This window comes from Bradyrhizobium australafricanum (assembly GCF_020329495.1).
Lineage (GTDB): Bacteria > Pseudomonadota > Alphaproteobacteria > Rhizobiales > Xanthobacteraceae > Bradyrhizobium > Bradyrhizobium australafricanum.
In genome coordinates this window covers 67,063-86,692 of record NZ_JAGKJL010000013.1, presented here as the reverse complement: position 1 = coordinate 86,692, position 19,630 = coordinate 67,063, and the positions used below count along the sequence as shown (strand labels likewise).

Here is a 19,630-nt window from a genome sequence, read left to right as displayed (position 1 = left end):
TGTCGCGTCGCCAAACCGCAATGAACCGTCATCGCGATTGGGCGCCCCCGCGCAAACGCTTCGCGTTTGTCGCCAGGGATCATGCTTACGACATTTTCATCGTATGGATGCCGCATTCCGTCTTGGCCCGGCCGCGCCAGCGGCCGTCGCGCGCATCCTCGCCGGCAGCGGACCGGCTGCTGCAAGGCATACACCCGACCGACTGATATCCCGATGCGACAAGTGGATGCGGCGGCAGCTTGCCGAGCGTGTAGATCGCCTCGATCTCCTCGCGCGAGACGTTGGCGAACGGATTGAATTTCAGCCTGACGCCGTCATCCTCGACAACCGGGATGTCGGCGCGGGCACCGCCCTGGAAACGCTTGCGGCCGTTGATCCAGCCGGCGAACGGTTTCAGCGCGCGCGCCAAGGGCTCGACCTTGCGGATACGGCAGCAGGCGTCGGGATCGGTGAACCACAGCTCGCGGTCCGGATCCTGGCGCGACAGCGCTTCCTCATCGGGCTTGATCGAGCGCACGTCGGTGAGGCCGAGCGTCTTGATCAGCGTGTCACGATAGGCCAGCGTCTCCTCGAACAGCCAGCCGGTATCGAGAAACACCACCGGGATCGCCGGATCGACATCCGCCATCACCTTGAGCAGCGCGGCGGACTCGGTGCCGAACGACGACACCAGCGCCACCTTCTCGCGGCCGAGCGTCTTGACCGCGGCCGCGATCACCTCGGCGGGCGAGGCCGTGCGCAGCGCGCGATCGAGCGCATCGGCCGCGGGCAATGCGGCCGGCGCCACTGCGAGCTCTGGTGCAAGCGTGCTCACTGGCCGGCGCTCTCCGAGTGACGCAGCTGCATGCGGCGGTTGAGTGCGGTGACGCGGCCGTCGCCGGTCGGCTGGTAGAACACCGAATAGCGCTTCATGGTCGCGGCAAAGGCGTCGGCGTCAGCATCCTTCTTCACCTCGAAGGCGTCGAAGCCGGCGCGCGTCATGAACACGAACTGGTCGCGCAGGATCTGCCCGGTGGCGCGCAGCTCGCCGTCATAGCCGTAACGCTCGCGCAGCAGGCGCGCCTGGCTGTAGGCGCGGCCGTCGCGGAAGGTCGGAAACACCAGCGCGACCGAGGCCAGCCGATCGAGATGCGGCACGAGATCGTCGAGGTTGCGGTTGTTCGGCCAGATCACGCCCGTCTTGCCGGGACGGCGCAGCAGCGCCTCCGGATCGGCGAGAAAGCGCTCGGCGCTCACCAGCACCGCGCCGTCGCCCGGCAGTTCGGCGCCGTCGGCGACATGCACGAACAGATCGGTCGTGATTCTTCCCTGCTTAACGAGTGGCATAGACCCGCTCCCTGATAGGCTCGACGCCCAGACGCTTCACCGTATCGACGAACAATTCCTCGGGACGGTCGCGCAGTGCGAGATAGGCTTCGACAATGTCTTCGATCACGTCGGCGACTTCCGCATAGGGAACGGCCGGGCCGATCAGCGTACCCAACTGCGCGTTCTCGTCGGCGCGGCCGCCGATCGTGATCTGGTAGAATTCCTCGCCGTTCTTCTCGACGCCGAGAATGCCGATGTGGCCGACATGGTGATGGCCGCAGGCATTGATGCAGCCGGAGATGTTGATGTGCAGCCGGCCGATCAGGTCGGCGGTGTCGTGGTTGGCGAAGCGCCGCGTCAGCTCCTGCGCGATCGGGATCGAGCGCGCATTGGCCAGCGAGCAGTAGTCCAGCCCCGGGCACGCGATGATGTCGGTGACGAGGTTGACGTTCGGCGTCGCGAGGCCGAGGCGATCGAGCGCCTTGAACAGCTGCGGCAGGTCGCGCTTGGCGACGTGCGGCAGCGCGAGGTTCTGCTCGTGGCCGACGCGGATCTCGCCGAACGAATATTTGTCCGCGAGGTCGGCGACCGCGTCCATCTGCTCGGCGGTGGCGTCGCCCGGAGGGCCACCGACCGGCTTCAGCGACAGCGTCACGATCGAATAGCCCTGCACCTTGTGCGGCGCCACCGAGTTCTTGCGCCAGCGCTCGAACAGCGGATCATGCGCGGCCTGCTTCAGCTCGTCCGGCATGTGCGGCAGCTTCTCGTAAGGCGGATAAGAGAAGCGCGAGCGGACCTCCTCGATGGCGGCATGATCGAGCGTCAGCCCGACATCGCCCATCGCCTTCCACTCCTCCTCGACTTCCTTGGCGAACTTCTCGATGCCGAGCTCGTGCACCAGGATCTTGATGCGCGCCTTGTAGATGTTGTCGCGGCGGCCGTACTGGTTGTAGACGCGCAGGATCGCCTCGACATAGCTCAGGATGTCGCGGCCGTGCACGAACGGCTTGATGGTCTTGGCGATGAACGGCGTGCGGCCGAGGCCGCCGCCGACCAGTACCTCGAAACCGGTCTCGCCGTCGGCATTCTTGTGCAGCCGCAGCCCGATGTCGTGGATCTTGATCGCGGCGCGGTCGTGCTCGGAAGCCGTGATCGCGATCTTGAACTTGCGCGGCAGGAACGAGAATTCCGGATGCAGCGTGGTGTGCTGGCGCAAGATCTCCGACCAGATGCGCGGATCCTCGATCTCGCCGGGCGCCACCCCTGCCCACTGGTCCGAGGTGACGTTGCGCATGTTGTTGCCGGAGGTCTGCATCGCGTGGATGCCGACTTCCGCAAGATCGGCGAGCGCATCGGGCAGCTCGGCGAGCTTGATCCAGTTGAACTGGATGTTCTGCCGCGTAGTGAAGTGGCCGTAGCCGCGGTCGTAGCGGCGTGCGACATGGGCGAGCCGGCGCAGCTGCTTCGACGACAGCGTACCGTAGGGGATCGCGACGCGGAACATGTAGGCGTGCAGCTGCAAATACACGCCGTTCTGCAAGCGTAGGATCTTGAATTCGTCCTCGGTGAGCTCGCCGGAAAGGCGGCGCTTCACCTGGTCGCGGAATTCCGAAACACGCTCGTTGATCAGCGTGCGGTCGAGTTCGTCATATGCATACATGATGGATGAGCCTTACGCCGGCACCTGAAGATCGATCGTGACGCCCTTGGCGCGGATATGTTCGCGAAGATTGCCCGGCTTGAGCTTGCCGCCGTCCTTGAGCTCGACCGGCGCGATGTAGGGGCCGACCGCGCCGACATCGTCGGCGGTGGCTTCGGCCAAGAGAGCGCGCGCGTCGTCGGAGGTGCTGACGACAGCGGAATCGGACAGTTCGGTGGACCAGCCTTGCTTGGCGGTTCGGTACACCACGGCACCATCCCAGGTGCGGTTGGCGGTCACCACCGAGGGGCCCGTAATCCTGATTTTCTTCTGTTCAAGCGGAGAGGTCATTCGGCAGCTTTCAGCAGTTCGGAGAACATCTGGTTGGAGAAGAGTTGGGTGACGTTGGACCGGCTCCACGGCGCGGAATGCGCGACCACGTCGCCGATGATGAGAATGGCGGGACCGCCATCGACCTGTTTGACCAGCTCGGGCAGTCGCGCCAGCGTGCCGACCGCGGCCTTGGCGTCCGGCCGCGTCACGCGCGCGAACACGCCGACCGGCGTCTCCGGCGAGCGGCCCGCGGCAAGCATGCCTTCGCGGATCGAGGGCGCCGCGGTCATGCCCATATAGACGACGACGGTCATCTTCTTGTCGGTCAGCACCGACCAGTCGACGACCTCGGCATCGCGCGCCTTGTGCGCGGTGAGGAAGGTGATGCGCAGAGCCTCGTGCCGGAAGGTCAGCGGCACTTCGAATTGCGCGGCCGCGCCCAGACCGGCGGAGACGCCCGGAATGATGGAGTATGCGACGCCGGCGTCGCGCAGCGCCTCGATTTCCTCGCCGCCGCGGCCGAAGATAAAGGGATCGCCGCCCTTCAGACGCACTGCGCGCTGGCCGGACCGCGCGGCCTCGATCATCAATGCATTGATGGCGTCCTGGCCGATGCCGGGCTTGCCGACACGGCGGCCGACCGGGATCCGCGTCGCATCGCGCCGGATGCGGTCGAGAATTTCGGACGACACCAATTCGTCATAGAACACGACGTCGGCATCCTGCAGCGCGCGCAACGCTTTCACCGTGAGCAGATCCGGATCGCCGGGACCGGCGCCGACCAGCGTCACGTGACCGATGGCTTTGCCTTCCGCGCTGGCGCCGGCGAATGCGGCGGGATCGGTGATCGCGTTCAGCGCTTGCTCGGCCTCGTCCTTGCGGCCGGCCAGCACCAGCGCGCCGATCGGGCCGTCGACAATGCGCTCCCAGAAGCGGCGACGCAGCGGAAACTCCTCGATGCGGGCGTGGATCGATTTGCGGACGCCGCCGATGAAGCCGGCGAGATCGCCGATCCGCGCCGGCAGCACCGCCTCGATCTTCTCGCGGATGCGGCGCGCGACCACCGGCGACGTGCCGCCGGTGCCGACCGCGACCACGACATCGCCGCGATCGACGATCGCCGGCATGATGAAGGTGGAGTGCACGAGGTCGTCCATCACGTTGACCGGCAGGCCGATCGCTTTGGCGCGCACCGACATCGCAACACCGATTTCGTCTGCGCCGGCACAGAGGACGGCGATGACATCGGAAAGATCGGCGGTGAGCGGATCGCCTTCGGCGCGCTCGATCCGCGCGGCGTCCTCCGCCGCAAGACCGGCAATGTCATGATCACCGTCGGTCGCGTACCAGCGCACCGCGGCGCCGGCGGCTGCGAGCAGCCGCAACTTGGCGCGCGCGAGGTCGCCCGCTCCAACGAGCAGCACCTTGCCGCTTTGCAGATCCAGAAACACCGGCAGATATCGCATCAGACACTCGCTTCCCCAACTTGGGGGTTGACTGAAATTATTTTCTATTTATCTCTCGATCAAGGCCAGCAAAGAGAAAATTATTTCTTCTCTATTGCAGCGCAACTTTAGAATTTTCAACTCCACAGGCCAAGGCCAAGAGATGCATCTTCTCGACAACGAATCCGTCGCCGCCAGGACGCGGTCCGCAGCGCTTAGCAATGCATCTTCCGTGCCGGGGATTCCCGCCAATCAGGCGCCTCCGTCGATGGATCATCTCGACGAGCTGGAGGCGCAGAGCATCTACATTCTGCGTGAAGCGTTCGCCCGGCTGAAGAAGCTCGCGTTGCTGTGGTCGCTCGGCAAGGATTCCAACGTGATGATCTGGCTGGCGCGCAAGGCGTTCTTCGGCCGCGTCCCGTTCCCGGCATTGCACGTCGACACCGGCAAGAAATTTCCGGAGATGTATGCGTTCCGCGACCGCTTCGGAAAGGAGTGGGATCTCGACCTGCGCGTCGAGCCCTGCCCGCCGATCGACAGCGTCGACCCGACCCTGCCGCCGGCCGCGCGTTCTGCCGCGCGCAAGACTGAGGGGCTGAAGCTCGCGCTCAACAAGTTCGGCTTTGACGGATTGATCGCCGGCATCCGCCGCGACGAAGAGGCGACCCGCGCCAAGGAGCGCGTGTTCTCGCCGCGCGGCCTCGAGGGCGAATGGGATGTCCGCGACCAGCCGCCGGAGTTCTGGGACCAGTTCAACGCCTCGCCGCCGCAAGGCGCGCATTTGCGCATCCATCCGATCCTGCATTGGACCGAGGCCGACATCTGGGCCTACACCAAGCGCGAAGGCATTCCGATCATCCCGCTCTATCTCGCCAAGGACGGCAAGCGCTACCGCTCGCTGGGTGATGCCGACATCACCTTCCCGGTCGCCTCCACCGCCTCCAACATCGACGAGATCCTCACCGAGCTCGACGGCACCAAGATCCCGGAGCGTGCCGGCCGCGCGCTCGACCACGAGACCGAGGATGCGTTCGAGCGGCTGCGCGTCGCCGGCTATCTCTGACCAACACTCAAAGCAACACCCGGTCTCAAGCAATACCGGTCTCAAGCAATAATTGGCTTCCAGCTTCGTGCGAGCGTTCCGATGAACATGATCCTTCCTACCGCCTCGATCTCGGCAACGCCCAACGGCACGACGCGGCCGCAGGTGCGCATCGTCATCGTCGGCCATGTCGATCACGGCAAGTCGACGCTGGTCGGGCGCCTGCTGCATGAGACCGGCAGCCTGCCCGACGGCAAGCTGGAAATGCTGAAGGCGGTGAGCGCGCGGCGCGGCATGCCGTTCGAGTGGTCGTTCCTGCTCGATGCGCTGCAGACCGAGCGCGACCAGGGCATCACCATCGACACCACCCAGATCCGCTTCCGCACCCGCTCGCGCGACGTCGTGCTGATCGACGCGCCCGGCCACGCAGAGTTCTTGCGCAACATGATCACCGGCGCCTCGCAGGCCGACGGTGCGGTGCTGATCATCGATGCGCTCGAAGGCGTGCGCGACCAGACCAGGCGGCACGGCTATCTCCTGCATCTGCTCGGCGTGAAGCAGGTCGCGGTCGTGGTCAACAAGATGGACCGCGTCGAGTTCAGCGCCGACCGCTTCAAGGAGATCAGCGACGAGATTTCCGCGCATCTGATCGGCCTCGGCGTGACCCCCACAGCCGTGATCCCGATCTCGGCGCGCGACGGCGACGGCGTCGCCGAGCGCACGGCGCGGATCGACTGGTACAAGGGACCGACCGTGGTCGAGGCGCTCGATGCGCTCGAGCCGGCACGCCCGCTGGCCGAGCTGCCGCTGCGGCTGCCCGTGCAGGCGATCTACAAGTTCGACGACCGCCGCATCGTGGCGGGCCGCATCGAATCCGGCAGCCTGAAGGCCGGCGACGAGATCGTGATTATGCCGACCGGCAAGATCGCGCAGATCAAGACCGTCGAGAGCTGGCCGGTGACGCCGGTCGGCGCCCCGCAGGGCGCCGGACGCTCGGTCGGCATCACGCTCGACCGCGAGCTGTTCCTCGAGCGCGGCGACATCATCGGACATTCCGGGCAGAGCCCGCGCGACACCCGCCGCATCCGCGCCCGGATCTTCTGGCTGCACGACAAGCCGCTGACCAAGGGCGAGCAAATCCTGATCCGGCTCGGCACCAAGGAAAGCCGCGCCACCGTGGTCGCGATCGAGAAGGCGGTCGATCCCGGCGCGCTGTCCAATGAAGAGAACACCGCGATCGCGCGCAACCATGTCGGCGAGATCGACATCTCGCTGGCGCAGCCGGTTGCAACCGATCCCTACACCGACAATCCGCGCACCGGCCGCCTCGTGATCGAGGTCAACGGCCGTATCGCGGGCGGCGGTCTCGTGCTGTCGGTCGACGCCGGCCGGCCGGCGGTGCCGGTCGACATCGTGCCGGTGGAGTCCGCGCTGCGGCCGGACGAGCGCTCGGCGCGCTACCACCACAACGGCGCGGTGATCTGGCTGACCGGCCTGCCCGGCTCGGGCAAGTCGACCTTGGCGCGGGCGCTGGAACGGCGCCTGTTCGGCAATGGCGGCTCGCCGATCCTGCTTGATGGCGACACGCTGCGTGCCGGGCTGAACGGCGATCTCGGCTTCTCGCCGCAGGACCGCGCGGAGAACATCCGCCGCCTCGCCGAAGTCGCGACCCATCTGGCGCGCAACGGCCATATCGCCATCGTCGCCGCGGTGTCGCCATCGACCGCCGACCGTGCGGCAGCTCGCCGCATCGCCGACAGCGCGTTCCGCGAGATCTATGTCGCGACGCCGGCCGAGATCTGCGAGACCCGCGATCCGAAGGGCCACTACGCCAAGGCCCGCTCCGGCGGATTGCCGTCTTTCACCGGCATCACCAATGACTACCAGCCGCCGACCGGCAATGAATTGACCATCGACACCTCGAACCGCTCGGTCAGCGATGCCACCGACGAGATCGAGCGGATGCTGGCCACGACTGGCATCCTGTTCGACGAACTGACCGACCTCGCGGCGAATATTTAGCTTCTCTTGCTGTCATCGCCGGCTTGTCCAGGCGATCCAGCATTCGAGAGACAGCAATTATCGAGCCGATAGGCCGCGGCGTACCGGATGCCCCGCTTGCAGCGGGGCAGACGGCGGTGTTGAGCCTATTCCGCCGCGCGGCTTGCGGCCCCGTGCCGTACCATCCCCGGCGATTGCCCGGTGACACGCTTGAACGCGCGGCTGAACGCCGCCTGTGACGCATAGCCAAGCCGCTGGGCGATCACATCGATCGGCTGGCGTTCATGCTTGATCCACTGTGTCGCGAGACGCATGCGCAGCTCGGCAAGATAGCGCAGCGGCGATTGCCCGGTCATGGCCTGGAAGCGCTCGGCGAACAGCGAACGCGAGCAACCCGCCTCCGCCGCCAATTCAGCAACAGTCCAGTTGCGGCCGGGCGCGCGATGCAGCGCGCCGATCGCGCGGCCGAGACGCGGATCACGCAAGGCCTCGAACCAGCCCATGGCGTTGTCGCCGCCGCACTCGACCCAGCCACGCACGATCGACGCGGCGAGCACATCGGCGAGCCGCGCCATCACGCCGACGGAGCCGGCCCGCGGCGTGCAGGTCTCCCGCTCCATGGCCTTCAGCATCGGTTCGATCTCCGGCTGGCGCGCAAGCAACGTGTCGGCCCGCATCACCTCCGGCATCAGCGCGATCAGCGGGCGCATGCCGCCAAGATCGAAATTCATGCAGGCGCTGAAGACCAGGACCGACTCGTCCTGCGGGCATCCTTCAGGGCAGGCCGATGTCACATCGACATTGCCGCACAGCGTCTCGGTCTTGAAACGCTCGACATCGCAACTCGGCTCATCCGGGGCCGAGACAAGATCATGCGCGCCGCCGCGCGGCAGGAAAATTGCGTCACCGCATCCAAGGGGAAGCAGCGTCGCATCGGCGTAGCGCAGAAGTGCCGTGCCATGTGCAACGAAGTGGAATTGCGCGCGTCCGTACGGCGTTTCGAACCGAAACCCGAAGGGCACCCGCGTCTCGACCCGACGGTAGTGAACGCCCTCAAGCCGCATGCCGAGCAGCAACTCGCTCACCAGATCGACGGCGGCGTCGGTCGTATCGACGGTGGACGATTTGGACGAACGATCAAACATTGGGGCGTTTATGGCATAGATCGTCCAAAACCTCCAGCCTATGTCTGCGGCGGTGCAACATAGATGGAAGGTTCGGCCAATGGATCAAGAAGTGGACCCCGCTCTGGCGCACGCCGATGCCGTTGCGCTGATGCCGGGCGACGCCGCGCTCAAGGTTGGTGACAAGCCGGCCTCACCGGAAAGGCCCGCCTGGGGCGCCGTCGCGGCCATGATGCTGGGCGTCACCGCACTTCTGACGGCCGAGTTCCTGCCGTCCGGCCTGTTGACGCCGATGGCGCGCGATCTCGGTGTGAGTCCGGGCCTCGCCGGTCAGGCCGTGACCGCGACCTCGCTGGCCGGGCTGGTCGGAGCATTGTTCACGCCGACACTGACGCGCAGGTTCAATCGAAAGCCGGTGCTGCTCAGCTTTTCGATTCTCCTGGTGATCTCCAATCTGCTGGTGGCGCTGGCGCCGAGCATCACGTTCCTGCTGGCCGCGCGGATCGTGCTCGGCCTTGCCATCGGCGGGTTTTGGGCGATGGCGGCAGCGACGACGATCAGGCTGGTGCCGCCGTCGCTGGTTGCCCGGGCCTTGTCGATCGTGATGAGCGGCATTCCCGCCGCGATGATCATTGCCGTTCCGCTCGGCAGCTATCTCGGCGAGGTGGCGAGCTGGCGCTCCGTGTTCCTGCTCGCGACGGCATTGGGCGCAGCGGTATTCGTCATCCAGGCACTCGCTCTGCCGCGTTTGGCCCCAAGGGGAGAAGCCGGGCTCGACACCCTGATCGACATCCTGACACGGCCGGGGATCGGCGCCGGCATCTTGGCGGCAACGTTGGTCTTCACCGGACACTTCGGCTATTTCGGCTATATCCGTCCATTCCTCGAGAGCGTGACCGGGCTGGGCGCCGCCGGAGTTGCGGCGACCTTGCTTGCCTTCGGCGTCGCGAACTACCTCGGCTCGTTCGCGAGCGGGCTGATGGCCGAGCGCAAACTCAAGCTCACGCTGATCGCGATGCCGCTGGCGATCAGCGTGATCGGTCTGTTGCTCTCGGTCTTTGGCAAGGACGTCATTCCGGCTCTGGTGCTGGTCGCACTCTGGGGCTTCGCCTTCAGCGGCGTACCGGTCGCGACCACGACATGGATCACCCGCATGGTGCCCGACGAGACCGAGAGCGGGACCGGACTGACCGTGGCCTCGATCTTCCTCGGCATCACCATGGGTGCGGCCGGCGGCGGGCTGGTGCTCGATCTGATGGGCGCAGCCGCTGTGTTCGTAGCGGGCGCAATTCCCCTGGTGCTCGCTGCATTGCTGATCGCCAGCAAGGTACGCACCGGGGCGCCCTGACGGGTCTTTCCGGGAGCGAACCCCGGCGTTTGGAAAATTCAGGGTGCCCGCGTGACGGTGCGCGTGGGGCCGGAAAGGGGGCCTTCTCAGAACCGGGACTTTAGGGCTAAAAGGGCCGTGAACGCGGCCCTTTGGCGCGTTTTTTGCTGATTTCTTCTGAAAACAGCCCCTAAACGCCCCATTTCTTTGAGAAAGCCCATCATGACTCGTGTCGATGCCCATGGATTGAAGATCGCCCCTGTCCTGTTCGATTTCATCGCCAAGGAGGCGACGCCGAAAACCGGGATCGCCCCGGATGCGTTCTGGGCCGGACTTGCCGCCATCATCCAGAAGCTCGGACCGAAGAACCGCGAGTTGCTCGCGGTCCGCGACACGCTGCAGGCCAAGATCGACGACTGGCATCGCGCCAACAAGGGCAAGGCGTTCGACATCAACGCCTACACCGCGTTCCTCAAGGACATCGACTACCTGCTGCCCGAGCCCGCGACCCACAAGGTCGAGACATCAAATGTCGATGAGGAAATCGGCAAGATCTGCGGCCCGCAGCTGGTGGTGCCGCTCACCAACGCCCGCTACGCGCTGAACGCCGCCAACGCGCGTTGGGGTTCGCTGTACGACGCGTTCTACGGCACCGACGCGATCCCGCACGATCCGAGCGAAGCTGGCCGTGGTTACAACAAGGCCCGCGGCGACAAGGTGATCGCGAAGGCGAAGGCCTTCCTCGACGCCGCCGTGCCGCTTGCGACCGGAAGCCACACCGACGTCACCTCCTACGCCGTGATCGCGGGCCAGCTCTCGGTCAAGCTGAAGAGCGGCAACTCGACCGCGCTGAAGAATGCCGCCCAGTTCGCCGGCTATCAGGGCGACGCCGCCCAGCCTTCCGCGATCCTGCTCGTCAACAACGGCATGCATGTCGAGGTCAAGATCGACCGCAACAACGTGATCGGCAAGGACGACCCGGCCGGCGTCGCCGACATGATCCTGGAATCGGCGGTCTCCACCATTCTCGACATGGAAGACTCGGTCGCTGCCGTCGACGCCGAGGACAAGGTGCTGGTCTATCGCAACACACTCGGCCTGATGAACGGCACGCTGTCGGCCGATTTCGAGAAGGGCGGCAAGACGCTGACCCGCTCGCTCAATGCCGACCGCGTCTACAAGAAGCCCGACGGCAGCGAGCTGAAGCTGCACGGCCGCAGCCTGCTGTTGATGCGCAATGTCGGCCACCACATGTTCACCGACGCCGTGCTCGACACCAAGGGCGAAGAGATTCCGGAAGGCATCCTGGATGCCGCGGTCGCCGGCCTGCTCGCGATCCACGACCTCAAGGGCAATTCCAAGGTCAAGAACAGCCGCACCGGCTCGGCCTATATCGTCAAGCCGAAGATGCACGGCCCCGACGAGGTGACGCTGACCTGCGACCTGTTCGCCGAGGTCGAGAAGATGCTCGGCCTGCCGGAGAACACGCTGAAGGTCGGCATCATGGACGAGGAGCGCCGCACCACGGTCAACCTCAAGGCCTGCATCCAGCGCGCCTCCAAGCGCATCATGTTCATCAACACCGGCTTCCTCGACCGTACCGGCGACGAGATCCACACCTCGATGGAAGCGGGTCCGATGATCCGCAAGAACGACATGAAGGCGCAGCCGTGGATCAAGGCCTATGAGGACTGGAACGTCGACAACGGCCTGATCGACGGCCTGCCCGGCCATGCCCAGATCGGCAAGGGCATGTGGGCCGCGCCCGACAAGATGGCCGACATGCTGGCGCAGAAGATCGGCCACCCGCAGGCCGGCGCCACCACCGCCTGGGTGCCGTCGCCGACCGCGGCCACGCTGCACGCACTGCACTATCACCAGGTCAACGTGATCGCCCGGCAGCAGGAGCTCGCCAAGGGCGGGCCGCGCGCAAAGCTCTCCGACATCCTCACCATCCCGGTGTCGCAGGCGAACTGGGCGCCCGACGACGTGAAGCAGGAGATCGACAACAACTGCCAGGGCATCCTCGGCTACGTCGTACGCTGGATCGACCAGGGCGTCGGCTGCTCCAAGGTGCCCGACATCCACGATGTCGGCCTGATGGAGGACCGCGCCACGCTGCGCATCTCGAGCCAGCACCTCGCGAACTGGCTGCATCAGGGCGTCATCACCAAGGACCAGGTGATGGAGTCGCTGAAGCGCATGGCCGTCGTCGTCGACAAGCAGAACGCCGGCGATTCGCTCTACAAGCCGATGGCGCCCGCGTTCGATGGCACCGCCTTCAAGGCCGCCTGCGACCTGATCTTCGAGGGCCGCACGCAGCCGAACGGCTATACCGAATACATCCTCACCGCGCGCCGCCGCGAGGCCAAGGCCGCGGGCTGATCCAATAGCCCGACGACAAGCAAAAGCCCCGGCGCGAGCCGGGGCTTTTATGTTGGCGCCGCGAGTGACGCCGGGAAGAGCCGGATGCGATAGCCTGCCGTCGCAGGGGCGCACTGCCAAATTATCGAAAACAACCCCATGCAAAGGTGCCGGCGGATACGGCGACTTGACTCGTCGGGCAAATCAGCTCTACATTTCCATTATCCCGAAATCATGCAAACGCCCTCGCCGTGTCATCACCCGCGCATGCATGCGCGGGTGACGACACCGAGAAGCTGTTTGACAAGTTGAATCACGACCACCGTCATTGTCGTCCCTGCCTAGCGCGCGATTGCGCACCAGGCAGGGACGACGATGAGGATGGTTGCGCTTCGCTCCTCGCAATGACGAACCTAGAACACCGCCAAATACTTCAGCAGCGAGACGATGCCGATGATGATGACGACGGCGCGCGCGATCTGCTTGGCGCGGCCGTCGAGCGGCAGCATGTTGATGAGATAAAGAACAAGAATAACGACAAGGAAGGTGACGAGTACGCCGACGAGCATGCGGAGCCCCCTAATGGCATCGGTGAATGTGCCGTTCGCCCTTTGCTAACGTGCAGGAGGCAGGCCGGTTCCGCGCCAGGAACAAAGCCGGCCGCCGCGGTGTAATCGACGCTACTCGCGCGCCACCACTGCCGGCCGGCCATATTTGGCGCGGATGCGATCCGGCGCCGGCGTGAAGTTGAGCTGCGCGCCGCGCCGGTCCGGACGGCTCACCGACATCAGCCCGTCCTTGCCGGCGACAATGTCGCCCTTGCGCAAGGTCGGATCGTCCTCGATTTTCACCGCGGCGAGGCCGACAGAGTCCTTGCCGTTGCAGGTGCAGCCCGAGACCAGCTCGTCGCGATAGCGGAACGCGTTCGGCAGCTCGGAATACGGCTTGCCGTCTTCCGTCGCGGCGTTGTCGATATTGCCGCCATAGACCACTTCGGTCGCGCTCGCCGGACAGAAGCTGTTGCAGCTTTCCGCCTTGCTCTGGTTGCCGGTCGCAGCAAGCGGGAAATAGCGGCCGTCGCAGGTCCGCACGCAATAGGCCTGGCCGACGTCATAGCGTGGACGACGCTCGACCCGCGGCATCATAGGCGGGCCATCGTCGAACGGCATCCGGATCATCGGCGGGCGGCCCTGCATCAAGCCGCCGAACAGTTGCGAGAAGAAATCCTGGGCTTGCGCCGCAGGCGCAAGGGACAGGCCAAGCACTGCCGCGGTCCCGAACGCCCACCGCCTGGAGTATCGCGTCACCATCACCGGCCCTCAGTACAACATCGATCGTCAGTACAACGAGGAAGCCGGCGGGATGTTCATTGCTTGACGGCCGGACGGCAGCGTCGTCACCGCAGGCCGCGGTTGTGCCGGCCGGACCGAGATCTGCGTCGTGGTCGGGCCGATCTCGCGCGCGGCGAGGTGCGGCGCGTTCTTCGGCAGCACCACGACCCTGGTGCCGACATCGACCCGGCTGAACAGGTCGGAAACGTCTTCATTGGTCAGGCGGATGCAGCCGGACGAGACGAACTTGCCGATCGTCGAGGGATCGTTGGTGCCGTGGATGCGGTATTCGCTGGAGCCGAGATACATCGCGCGCGCACCGAGCGGGTTGCCGGGGCCGCCGGCCATGAAGCGCGGCAGATAGGGCTGGCGCCTGATCATCTCGGCCGGCGGATGCCAGTCCGGCCATTCGGCCTTGCGGCTGATGGTCTGTGTGCCGGCCCAGGTGAACCCCTCACGGCCGACGCCGACGCCGTAGCGGATCGCCCGGCCGCCGCCAAGCACGTAATACAGTGCGGTGTTGCCGGTATCGATGATGATGGTGCCGGGCGCCTCGGTCGTGTTGAGCGCGACGGTGGTCCGGCGCAGCCGCTCCGGCAGCGCGCCGTCCTCGCCTGTCCCACTCGAGGGGTCGTTCATCACCTCGTCGGCGGGAAATGCGCCCGGCTGCGTCGACGCATAGCCGAGCGCGGAAGAACGGACCTGGGCGCTGGCCGACGTGGTGACGACAAGCGGCGTCGCAAGCAGGACGCTGGCGAGGGCAAGGGTGCGCGCGGCGCGCGACGCAAGCCGGCGGCTGGAAACAGACTGCTGTGTCATGTGCTGCCCCTGAACGGGATGCGCATCGTGGTGATGCGATGCCGGGCCAACGCGCATGGTCGCGAGTCGGTTCCGCCGCGAATCGTCGCGAAGCCGCGATTGTCAACCCGTCACGTCTCACGAACGCGCGACGGAACTTTCCGAGGAGCGGCCCGTTGTCATCGCGCCATTCGACGCGCGGGGCGACCACGCGACGGGTTTGTTCGTCCTCACGCGGGAGGAGTTCGGTGCGCGCCTTTCCAAGTGAAGACCTGCTTGGCAAAGCGCCCGAAGGCACGCCAGTCCCCGACAGCAAGATCGAACTGCCGCCGGTTGTCAGCCGCGCCGAGGCCGTCGCTTTCGCATTGATGGCCCTGCTGGTTATCGTCATTGTCGCGGTGCTCTATTTCGCACGCGCCTTCTTCCTCCCGATCACCATGGCCTTCATCGTCGGCACCATGCTGTCGCCGGCGGCGGGCATGCTCGAACGGTATCGGATTCCGCGCGCACTCGGCGCGGTCGTCATCGTGATCGCGGTCGGCGCCGCCGTCAGCTTCATGGTCGGGCTGATTGCCTCGCCGGTGATGGAGTGGAGCTCGCGGCTGCCCGAGCTCGGCGCGATCCTGAAGGAGAAGCTGCACGTGTTCGACCGGCCGCTCGCGCTGTGGCAGGAATTGCAGACCATGGTCGGCGGCTCCGATACGCTGGCTACGCTCCAACTGCCGAAATTCGAATGGGTGCAGCCGACGCTGGAATTCCTGTCGCCGACCTTCGCCGAATTCCTGCTGTTCATCGCGACCCTGATCCTGTTCATCGCAAGCTGGAAGGATCTGCGCCGCGCACTGGTGATGGCATTCAGCGAACGCACGGCGCGGCTGCGTACGCTGCGCATCCTCAACGAGGTCGAGACCCATCTCGGCAATTATCTCCTGATGGTGACCATGATCAATGTCGGCGTCGGCATCATCACCGGCGCGATCTGCGCGGCAACGGGCATGCCAAACCCGGCCGGGCTCGGAGCGCTCGCCGCGACGCTGAACTTCGTTCCGATCATCGGGCCGATCGCGATGTTCGTCGTGCTGGTCGCGGTCGGCATCATCGCCTCGCCGACCATCGGCGCCGGGCTGATCGCGCCGGCATGTTTTGCGGTTGTGACCTTCATGGAAGGACATTTCGTCACGCCGACGATCGTCGGCCGCAGGCTGTCGCTGAACGCGCTGGCAGTCTTCCTGGCGCTGGCGTTCTGGACCTGGCTATGGGGCCCGATGGGCGCCTTCCTGTCGTCGCCGCTCCTGATCGTGGCACTGATCGTCAAGGAGCATTTGATGCCGGTCAATTCGCCGCAGCTGCCGGAGGAGTAGCAAGGCGTTCTCGAGCGAAGCCGGCACCGTTTGAAAGCCCGGTTTCACGGCTGGAACCATGCACCGCGCGGCGCGTTTTTGTTCCAGCACACAAGTTCTCCGGGAGCTTTTCGATGTCGAGCACGGACAGCGCATTTGGGATCAAGAACATGACGGACAAAGCGACCTACGAACGCCTTGAAAAGGATGTCACCGCCGTGAAGAACGATATCGCCGCCCTCACCGAACAGATCACCGACGCGCTGAACTCGTTTGCCAACAACGCGGGCAAGCAGGCTCGCCGCCGCTACAAGGATGCGCGCGCCAGTGCGGAAGATACACTCGACGACATGTCGGAGCGCGGCAGCGCGATGATGGGCGCGGCGCAGGATGCCGCATCCTCGATCGAGGAATCGCTGGAAGATATGATCACGCAGCGGCCGCTGGCGACGGTCGGCCTTGCGCTCGGTCTCGGCTTCCTGATCGGCGTCACCTGGCGTCGCTAGGCAATCTGCGGTCTCCGGGGGATGAGCCCCATGGTGGCGATCACGCGGAAACCACCCCTCTGGATGCGATGGCGGCGCTGGCGCGCCGCCGCCGCGTTTGTCGACGCGCTCTTCAGGGCAAGGCTCAAGGCAAGATTCAGGGCAAGATTCAGGGCAGGGCTGGTCGATGCTTCAGCGGCTGATCAATGACGTCAAGGATTCCACCGGCAACGCGCTGCGGCTGACGTCGCTGGCCGCGGCCGCCGCGATCGCGCTGTTCATCACCATCGGCTTTCTGTGCGCGGCCGCCTTCGTCTACGTGCTGCAGCACTACGGGCCGGTGGAAGCGTGCCTCGCCGGCGCCGCGCTGTTCCTTGTCGTCACGCTGATCACCGCCAGCGTCTACATCGTGCGCAAGCGCGAGATGCGCCGCCGCGCCGAGAAGGCGGCAAAGGCCGCCGCGGCCAATGTGTTTGCCGATCCGGTGGTGATCGCTACCGGCCTGCAGATCGTGCGGGCCATCGGGGCGAAGCGGCTGATCCCGATCCTGGCGATCGGCGGCCTCGCGCTTGGCCTGATGGCAAGCCGCAGCGCCGCCAGCAGCGGCGAGGCGGACGAGGAGGAATAGCCTTCTCGCTTGCAACAATAGCGCGAAACCAGCACCGACAACTGTCGTTGTCGCCCGGCTTGACCGGGCGATCCAGTATTCCAGAGACAGCTGTGATTAAGCGGATGGCCGCGGCGTACCGGATCGCCCGCTTTCGCGGGCGATGACAGCGTTTGCTTGTTGCGATAGCGCTTCGCCCTTTTCAGGTCACGCAGCGGCCGGGCTGCAGCAGCTTGGCCACTTCGGTCAGCACGCTGACCACGGGCTCGCAGGCCACCTTGCGGGTGTCGCCGGGCCGTGCCCGAGCCGGCACCGCGGGGCGATGGCGCGCCTCTTCCTTGGCCACGGGGACGCGGACCAGCACCGACGTATCGGGAAGCCGCTCGACCTTCAGCGCAACGGTCCGGCTCGGCAGGCCGATGACCGGAACCGTGGCACGGTCGGTCTTGGCGGCGCGATTGACGGCGCTCTCCGGCGCCAGTGCGGTGGTGACCTGCTGGCGGCCGATGAGATCGTGGCCAGATGCCAGCTGGACGGCGCCAAGCGTCAGCCCAGCCGCCAGCGCAGCGAAAATTCCCATCTGAATCTTTGACATGGTGATGTCCCTCGCCCCATGGAAATTCGCTCGACGATCCCTTGGCGATCCCGGACACAACGCGAACGAAACCCGCGGGGTTCTCGCGTCCGGCCATCACTTAACCGTGTACGAAAATATTTTCGCTTGTGCGGAACGACTCAGGGGGTCTGCGAGTCTTTGGAAGAGCCGGTTATTCCCCCTGCCCCATTGACCGGCGACGTAGGGCGCGACCGTGGTGATGCCGGTCGCGCCCTGCTCTTTTTCTGGTGTGCCGCGAACGATGCGTCAGCCGGCCTGTCGCTCACCGGTCGCAATCGAAAAATCTGAAACCAAAGCCGGTCCTGCCACTCGCGAGAGGACCGTCCGCGTCAGGCATTGTCGTTCGATGGCATGTCCTGGGATCGAACAACCGTCACTTCACGGCATGACGGGCAACGACCGACGTGAAACTTGATTCCGGTTGTCTGGTCGTCGACGAGCATCAATTCGCTCAAGGGCTCACCGCATTTGCAGGTGACCGTTTTCTGATCGGCAAAGTACATCTGACGTCCTCCATAAGCCTGGAGATTTCTCGTCTTCGGGGCGAGCTTGTTTGCGCCGTGCTCGCCCCCTCGCTTCCGCTCCTTCTCGGTCGATCAGATCCGGGCCATCCGGATTGGTGGGTGTGACTCCAAGCGCTTATTTCGAAGCGGATTTCGTCTTCCGTGACTCCGCGGCTTCGCGCGCCTGCCGCTCGGCCTTGAGGCGCTGGAAGTTGTCGTAGAACGCCTTCTCGCTGGCGCGATGCTCCTTCATCGCCTGCGATGCGTCTTGCTGACGCTGCGCATCACGGTCCTTGCGCTGCTGGGGAGTAAGATTCATGCGACCTCCGACTAAGCTCTTGAATCAACGCTGGATTCAACGCACGAGGCCGGAAAAGGTTGCACCTTGGGAAGGAACCGGATCTATTTGCGCAGGCTCGCCCAGACACCGCCGAGGATCAAAAGACCGCCGACCAGATGGATCAGCTTCGGCGGCTCGCCGAGGATGATCCAGGACAGCAGCGCGCTCGCGATCGGTGCGACGTAGAGCACCAGCGAGCTCCGCACCGAGCCGAATCTCGCGCCGAGCCAGGCGAAGCCGGCATAGGCGATCAGGCCGGGCACGAGGCCGGCGAAGACATAGGCCTCGAACGCCCGGGTGTTGAACACCTCCGCCGGCGTAGCCCACATCTCCTGCAGCGCCGGCGGCAGCGAGCACAGCGCGCCGGCCGCCGAGAACAGGCTGACCCGCGCCAGCAGCGAGGCGCGCGGCGCGACGCGCGACTGCAGCAGCGTGTAGCCGGACCAGCCGAGCATCGCGCATACCACCAGGAGATCGCCCCAGGCCGCCGCGCTCGATTGCGTCAGCGTTTCCAGATGACCGCCCGAGACGATCAGGAGCGCGCCGCCGAGCGCCAGCGCCGTGCCGAGCCATTGCAGCGGACCGATTTGCTCGATGCCAAGCGCCGCCGAGATCAGCAGCACCATGATCGGCGACAGCGCGAAGATCAGCGCGATGTGGATCGCCGTGGTCGTGATGCCGGCGATGTAGACCGGGCCGCCGCACAGGAACATGCCGAGGAAGCCGGCGGCGAGGATCGGCCAGAGGTTCTGCGCCAGCGGGATCTTGCCGTCGCGGATCGCTGCGATCGCAAATGGCGCGAGGCCGATGGCGATGATGCTCCAGCGGAAGAAGGCGAGCGAGAACGGCGGCACCGAGCCGGCAAGCCCGCGCGCCAGAACCTGGTTGGAGGCCTGGCCGACCGCGACCAGGATGAAGCCGGTCAGCGCGACCGCGTCCTCCCAGCCTTTGGCGGGGCGGCTGACCTGCGCTTTCGGCGGCTCCGCATCCATGACACCGCCCCCTCAGCCGGCGCGCGATCGGTTCA

General features: G+C 65.6%; 20 protein-coding genes. 7 read left to right on the top strand and 13 right to left on the bottom strand.

The features are described 5' to 3' along the window. Window positions 1-85: 85 nt before the first annotated feature. From J6525_RS14215 to cysG, 5 genes are read right to left on the bottom strand one after another with little or no spacing between them, the layout of a single operon-like run. Entirely contained in the window at window positions 86-814 is a 729-nt protein-coding gene (locus J6525_RS14215; RefSeq protein ID WP_038386135.1) for a phosphoadenylyl-sulfate reductase, read from the bottom strand. Further along, window positions 811-1,326, bottom strand: coding sequence for a DUF934 domain-containing protein (locus tag J6525_RS14210; RefSeq protein WP_028334723.1), 516 nt, complete (start codon window positions 1,324-1,326; stop codon window positions 811-813). Before J6525_RS14210 ends, J6525_RS14215 begins: the two co-directional genes overlap by 4 nt. Beyond that, entirely contained in the window at window positions 1,313-2,968 is a 1,656-nt protein-coding gene (locus tag J6525_RS14205) for a nitrite/sulfite reductase (RefSeq protein ID WP_057016151.1), read from the bottom strand. Before J6525_RS14205 ends, J6525_RS14210 begins: the two co-directional genes overlap by 14 nt. A gap of 12 nt (window positions 2,969-2,980) precedes the next feature. Then, the gene (locus J6525_RS14200; RefSeq protein WP_028334721.1) at window positions 2,981-3,298 is read right to left on the bottom strand and encodes a DUF2849 domain-containing protein; all 318 of its coding nucleotides are present in this window, start codon (window positions 3,296-3,298) and stop codon (window positions 2,981-2,983) included. Further along, window positions 3,295-4,746 carry a siroheme synthase CysG gene (gene cysG / locus J6525_RS14195; protein ID WP_225645138.1) on the bottom strand — a complete coding sequence of 484 codons (1,452 nt, stop codon included), beginning with the start codon at window positions 4,744-4,746 and terminating at the stop codon, window positions 3,295-3,297. The genes J6525_RS14200 and cysG overlap by 4 nt, the downstream gene beginning before the upstream one ends. A gap of 247 nt (window positions 4,747-4,993) precedes the next feature. Between cysG and cysD the strand changes: the two genes are divergently transcribed. Next, complete coding sequence (cysD, locus tag J6525_RS14190; RefSeq protein WP_092086542.1) at window positions 4,994-5,788, top strand: sulfate adenylyltransferase subunit CysD; 795 nt, start codon at window positions 4,994-4,996, stop codon at window positions 5,786-5,788. 81 nt (window positions 5,789-5,869) lie between these two features. Then, window positions 5,870-7,789, top strand: a complete 1,920-nt coding sequence (gene cysC / locus J6525_RS14185) for an adenylyl-sulfate kinase (RefSeq protein ID WP_225645136.1) — start codon at window positions 5,870-5,872, stop codon at window positions 7,787-7,789. Window positions 7,790-7,914: 125 nt separating this feature from the next. Here cysC and J6525_RS14180 read toward each other — a convergent pair whose 3' ends face one another. After that, window positions 7,915-8,913: an AraC family transcriptional regulator gene (locus J6525_RS14180; protein ID WP_225645134.1), complete on the bottom strand. Its 999-nt coding sequence runs from the start codon at window positions 8,911-8,913 to the stop codon at window positions 7,915-7,917. A 79-nt stretch (window positions 8,914-8,992) separates the two neighbouring features. Between J6525_RS14180 and J6525_RS14175 the strand changes: the two genes are divergently transcribed. Further along, on the top strand, window positions 8,993-10,240 hold the full coding sequence (locus tag J6525_RS14175; RefSeq protein WP_200844478.1) for an MFS transporter: 1,248 nt from the start codon (window positions 8,993-8,995) through the stop codon (window positions 10,238-10,240). Between the two features lie 201 nt (window positions 10,241-10,441). Beyond that, window positions 10,442-12,604, top strand: a complete 2,163-nt coding sequence (locus J6525_RS14170; protein WP_225645133.1) for a malate synthase G — start codon at window positions 10,442-10,444, stop codon at window positions 12,602-12,604. Between the two features lie 392 nt (window positions 12,605-12,996). Here J6525_RS14170 and J6525_RS14165 read toward each other — a convergent pair whose 3' ends face one another. From J6525_RS14165 to J6525_RS14155, 3 genes are all read right to left on the bottom strand, one after another. Further along, window positions 12,997-13,152, bottom strand: a complete 156-nt coding sequence (locus J6525_RS14165) for a Thivi_2564 family membrane protein (RefSeq protein WP_016842974.1) — start codon at window positions 13,150-13,152, stop codon at window positions 12,997-12,999. Between the two features lie 111 nt (window positions 13,153-13,263). Beyond that, the gene (locus tag J6525_RS14160; RefSeq protein ID WP_225645131.1) at window positions 13,264-13,893 is read right to left on the bottom strand and encodes a DUF2865 domain-containing protein; all 630 of its coding nucleotides are present in this window, start codon (window positions 13,891-13,893) and stop codon (window positions 13,264-13,266) included. A 27-nt stretch (window positions 13,894-13,920) separates the two neighbouring features. Beyond that, on the bottom strand, window positions 13,921-14,733 hold the full coding sequence (locus J6525_RS14155) for a L,D-transpeptidase (protein ID WP_225645129.1): 813 nt from the start codon (window positions 14,731-14,733) through the stop codon (window positions 13,921-13,923). 227 nt (window positions 14,734-14,960) lie between these two features. Between J6525_RS14155 and J6525_RS14150 the strand changes: the two genes are divergently transcribed. The 3 genes from J6525_RS14150 (at window position 14,961) to J6525_RS14140 (ending at window position 17,165) form a co-directional block, all read left to right on the top strand. Beyond that, the gene (locus J6525_RS14150) at window positions 14,961-16,073 is read left to right on the top strand and encodes an AI-2E family transporter (RefSeq protein WP_225645127.1); all 1,113 of its coding nucleotides are present in this window, start codon (window positions 14,961-14,963) and stop codon (window positions 16,071-16,073) included. 113 nt (window positions 16,074-16,186) lie between these two features. Beyond that, entirely contained in the window at window positions 16,187-16,558 is a 372-nt protein-coding gene (locus tag J6525_RS14145; protein WP_016842979.1) for an ElaB/YgaM/YqjD family protein, read from the top strand. A 166-nt stretch (window positions 16,559-16,724) separates the two neighbouring features. Then, the gene (locus J6525_RS14140) at window positions 16,725-17,165 is read left to right on the top strand and encodes a hypothetical protein (protein WP_225645125.1); all 441 of its coding nucleotides are present in this window, start codon (window positions 16,725-16,727) and stop codon (window positions 17,163-17,165) included. A 181-nt stretch (window positions 17,166-17,346) separates the two neighbouring features. On the opposite strand, the gene J6525_RS14135 is transcribed toward J6525_RS14140, so the two are convergent. The 4 genes from J6525_RS14135 to J6525_RS14120 all read right to left on the bottom strand — a co-directional run bounded on the left by J6525_RS14135 (window position 17,347) and on the right by J6525_RS14120 (window position 19,595). After that, a complete protein-coding gene (locus J6525_RS14135; protein WP_225645122.1) occupies window positions 17,347-17,739 on the bottom strand; it encodes a hypothetical protein in 393 nt (130 codons plus the stop codon). A 350-nt stretch (window positions 17,740-18,089) separates the two neighbouring features. Then, window positions 18,090-18,263, bottom strand: coding sequence for a hypothetical protein (locus tag J6525_RS14130; RefSeq protein ID WP_168857994.1), 174 nt, complete (start codon window positions 18,261-18,263; stop codon window positions 18,090-18,092). 136 nt (window positions 18,264-18,399) lie between these two features. After that, on the bottom strand, window positions 18,400-18,582 hold the full coding sequence (locus J6525_RS14125) for a hypothetical protein (protein WP_225161316.1): 183 nt from the start codon (window positions 18,580-18,582) through the stop codon (window positions 18,400-18,402). An 83-nt stretch (window positions 18,583-18,665) separates the two neighbouring features. Next, window positions 18,666-19,595: a DMT family transporter gene (locus J6525_RS14120; protein WP_225645119.1), complete on the bottom strand. Its 930-nt coding sequence runs from the start codon at window positions 19,593-19,595 to the stop codon at window positions 18,666-18,668. Window positions 19,596-19,630: the final 35 nt, after the last annotated feature.